The sequence below is a fragment of the Moorena sp. SIO4A1 genome (genome assembly GCF_010672065.1).
Lineage (GTDB): Bacteria > Cyanobacteriota > Cyanobacteriia > Cyanobacteriales > Coleofasciculaceae > Moorena.
In genome coordinates this window covers 1-2,584 of sequence record NZ_JAAHHX010000263.1, presented here as the reverse complement: position 1 = coordinate 2,584, position 2,584 = coordinate 1, and the positions used below count along the sequence as shown (strand labels likewise).

The 2,584-nt window shown below is 42.9% G+C and carries 1 protein-coding gene and 1 pseudogene; both read right to left on the bottom strand.

All coding sequences use genetic code 11. The features are described from left to right. Positions 1-1,128: aldo/keto reductase (locus tag F6K53_RS37070; RefSeq protein WP_293084558.1), on the bottom strand; the 1,128-nt coding region annotated here is incomplete at its 3' end. A 56-nt stretch (positions 1,129-1,184) separates the two neighbouring features. Beyond that, positions 1,185-2,453: pseudogene (locus F6K53_RS37065) on the bottom strand (transposase). Positions 2,454-2,584 lie beyond the last annotated feature (131 nt).

Genomic DNA, 2,584 nt, shown 5'->3' with positions numbered 1-2,584 from the left:
TCCCCAAAGACGACGCCTAGGAGAACCATTAAGACGCTGGTGGGTATCAGAGAGTAAGGAAGGAATATCCAGTTGTTCGGGGCAACGGGGAAGACACTCACCACACTGGGTACAACGGTTTCCCTTGACCCCCCTAAACCAATGACCAGCATTTTCAAACATTTGATAGCGATATTGACCAAACTCGGTCATGTCGTAAGCCAAAGCAAGATTGCGCAGCCGCAAGACTTCTGGAATGTTAATGGTTTCTGGGCAAGGTAGACAAGCGTAGCATTGACTACAGCGGTCAGTTCCTAGAGCATTGTTCAAGTGGGTTTCTAAACGAGAGAATGCTGCCACTTCCATTGGGCTCAAAGACTCGTCTCGGTTAGCCACACTTAAAGGCAGGGTCACCTGATCTGGGTTAGCCGGTCCAATACTAAGGGTGGTAATGCGACGATCGCTTAATAAAAACCGATAGTTCAGTTCCAGTGGCGAGAAGGGATGGCACAGTTTCTCTAACTTTGGTGGTGGGGTGTAGAGTTTGCCTCCTTTATCAGCAGGAGATATGATGAATATACCCATATCCTTCTGATCAGCCAATTCAATCGCTGCAGCATTGCGTTGAAAGAAGTAATAGTAATGCAGGTTGATGAATTCAAAAAAATCTGTTTGAATTGCCCCTAGAATCACTTCTATTGAACCGTGGGTTGAGAAACCAACGTGGCTTATACGTCCTTGGGCTACGGCTTTTTGGACAGCTGCCATACAGCCACTGTCAGACTTTACCCAGGACAGATGCTCTTCAGTGTTAATCCCATGAATTGCTAAACAATCGACATACTCGAGCTGTAGACGTTCTAAGGAATCATTAATCCACTGACTCATCAAATCAGCATCAGGGGTTGGTGGAATCTTGGTGGTTATATATAGCTGGTCTCGTGGTACTGATAATCCAGCTTTCAGGATGTTACCAAGGTACTCTTCACTCTTGCCGTAACCCCTGGCAGTTTCCAGGTGATTAATTCCTTGATCGATTGCCTGTTGCACCGTCTTCTGAGCATTTGACTCAGATGCTAAGCAACGCATGGTGCCGCAAGAAAATACTGAAAGCTGGAGATTAGTTTTACCAAACCGCCGATAATACATGTTCCCCAACTGCTGGAATAATCAAAGTCTTTGCGTGACGTACTCCCGACGTTGCCCTAACGGGACAACGCGGGCTTCTTCCCAACACCACCCAATGGTATCGGCGAAGCCGACGCTACGCGAACGGTTACAAGGCCTTTGGCCACGCTACGCGAACGGGAAGCTTTACTTCTGACGGGACGCCCCACCGCCAAGTTTAATATATTAATTGCCGCATTTAAATCCCTATCCGCCACATAACCACAGTGAGGACAAGAATGAATACGGTCTTTTAGTTTTTTGGGAACTTTTTTGCCGCAATTAGAACAGTTTTGGCTAGTGTTGCGGGGATTTACTGCAACTGTAACCAAACCAGCATTCTCAGCTTTGTTTGATAATATTGACAGAAATTGACCCCACCCAGCATCAAGAACAGATTTGGCCAATTTAGTTTTAGCCAAACCTTTAATATTTAACTTTTCGTGGGCTACTAGATCATGATCGTCCAGTAAGTTTTTAGCTGTTTTAAAGTGAAAATCTTTCCTGGTGTCGGCTACCTTCTTGTGAGCTTTCCCTAATTTAGTGACAGCCTTTTTCCTGTTCTTACTACCTTTTTTAGATCGGGTGACAGCTTTCTGAATTTTCTTAAGTCGTTTCTGAGCTTTCCGGTAGTATTGAGGTATTTGCACCTCTGTTCCATCGGACTTGACCAAGAAGGATTTTAGACCCATATCTATGCCAACAGGATTAGAGACGTTATCTACTGGGATAGTACCTGGAACAGAGTCATCTTTAATCGATAGTGTAACGTAATACCCATCAGCCTTTCGAGTTATGGTAGCGGTCTTTATCTTGAACCCTTTTGGAATAGGCCGATGATAAACCATCTTCACTTTTCCCAATTTTGGAAGGGTTAAGATATTGCCGTTTATGGGATTCTTAGAGAGTGATGGAAAGGTAAATGACTTGTACCTATTTTTTCCTTTAAACCTGGGTTTGCCGCTCTTTTTTCCGTTACTGTCACCTTTTAGAAATTGCTTAAATGCTAGATCAACCCTTTTGACACAGTCCTGTAAAACTTGAGATTGGAGCACCTTATACCAAGGTCTATCTTTCTTTAACTGAGGCAGTGTCTTCTTTTGAGAGAAATAGTCGGGATTATTTCTTAGATCTGGCAGGTGACAGATTAAAGGGCAGGAGTTAATAGAACAACGATTTTGCTCATACCAGTTAAATCTATCAGCAAGTAGGTAATTTTATTGATAACGAAGCAATTATAACCATTTTTCTACCTCTGCCTTCTGTGATTTGGTTAGTCTTAATCGGTACTGGTATGACGCTATCATTGTTGCTACCTCCTGTTTTTCGACCTATTATTAGTATATCAAACGTATTTACATGTGTTAAGGCAAAATGAAGGATAAAAAATTAATGATCAGACTGACTAGCTTTGAAAAAAAACAACTCCAACAAGAGA